This is a genomic window from Pseudomonas sp. P5_B2 (assembly GCF_056400445.1).
This window is the reverse complement of the sequence record NZ_JBFULH010000863.1, coordinates 1-1453: the sequence shown is the minus strand read 5'-3', so window position 1 is coordinate 1453 and position 1453 is coordinate 1. Positions and strand designations below refer to the sequence as shown.

Here is a 1453-nt window from a genome sequence, read left to right as displayed (position 1 = left end):
GCCTATATCCGATTGATCGAGCGCCTTGCGACTGCCGGTGTTGACTCCATTGGAGCCCTCGGTTCGACCGGCAGTTATGCATATCTGACTCATGCAGAGCGGCTGCGAACCGCACAGCTTGCGGTGAAGCACGCAGGCGACGTTCCGGTAATCGTTGGTATCGGTGCGTTGCGCACCCGAGACGTACAGGCTCTGGCGGAACAGGCGCAGAAAGCTGGAGCAAGCGCCGTTCTGCTCGCCCCAGTGTCTTACCAGAAGCTGACTGCTGACGAGGTATTTGGGCTCTATGAAGCAGTGACGCGTGATCTGTCTGTACCACTTTGCGTGTATGACAATCCCTACACTACCCACTTCGAGTTCAGCGACGAACTACATGGGCGTATCGCGCAACTGCCTAATGTGGGCTCTATCAAGATCCCGGCGGTACCAGCAGATCTAGATGCTGCCAGGGCACGAGTTGATCGCCTTCGTGCGTTGATACCCGTCAATGTGACAATTGGTGTCAGTGGCGATGCTTCTGCTGTGACTGGGTTGAATGCCGGTTGCGACGCTTGGTACTCCGTAATCGGAGGATTGCTACCGGACTTGGCGGTGGCAATTACACGCGCTGCACAAGCAGGGGATTGGCAGGAAGCTGCTCGGCTGTCGGAGAAATTACGGCCTTTGTGGGCGTTGTTTGGCAATCACGGAAGCCTCCGAGTCGTGGCGGCTATGGCCGAGTTGCTGAACCTGGTAAGCCGACCATGTTTGCCGCTGCCCCTGAAAGCGTTGGAGGGCAATGATCGGAAAATTGTCGCCACGTTGTTGAAAGAGTTGGAGCTGGAGCGATAGTTCGCACTTCACTTGTGCGAGGCGACAGATTTCCCGCGACTTGAGCACACGCAATGACGTCGTGATCTGGTCAACCTGAACTGCTCGATCATTTGTCGTTATCGGRTGTCGAGCAATTCGCCGAGGAGATTTATGAAAACCAGCAGCGACATTATGAGCTTCGGCTTGGCAACCAGCGTCACGATGCTCGGAAGAAACCCCGAAGAGCAAAGCGGCTTCGTCAATCCTCCGTTGTTCAAGGGATCCACTGTCATCTATAAAACGGTGGAAGACATGGAGGCGAAGCGCAATCGCTTCCATTATGGAACCCATGGCACGCCCACTATCGAAAACCTCGAACAAGCCTGGACATCTCTCACTGGAGCGGCAGGAACTGTCATATCACCTTCGGGTCTGGGGTCGGTGGCGTTGGCATTGTTCGCAACAACTAAGGCAGGGGATCACATCCTTGTTCCAGACACGATCTATAGGCCTTCGCGTGTTTTGTGCGACGGACTTCTCAGGAAGTACGGCGTTGAGACCACTTATTACGATCCGCTTCTAGGCGCAGAACTGGGAACTCTGATCAGATCCAATACCTCGGTGATTTTCATGGAGTCCCCTGGATCTCAGACCATGGAGA

At 54.8% G+C, this 1453-nt stretch carries 2 protein-coding genes; both read left to right on the top strand.

Going from position 1 to position 1453, the window contains the following annotated elements:
• The coding region (locus AC1DRJ_RS27520; RefSeq protein ID WP_477804927.1) for a dihydrodipicolinate synthase family protein at positions 1–831 on the top strand (831 nt) is incomplete at its 5' end.
• A gap of 132 nt (positions 832–963) precedes the next feature.
• The coding region (locus tag AC1DRJ_RS27515; RefSeq protein WP_477804926.1) for a PLP-dependent transferase at positions 964–1453 on the top strand (490 nt) is incomplete at its 3' end.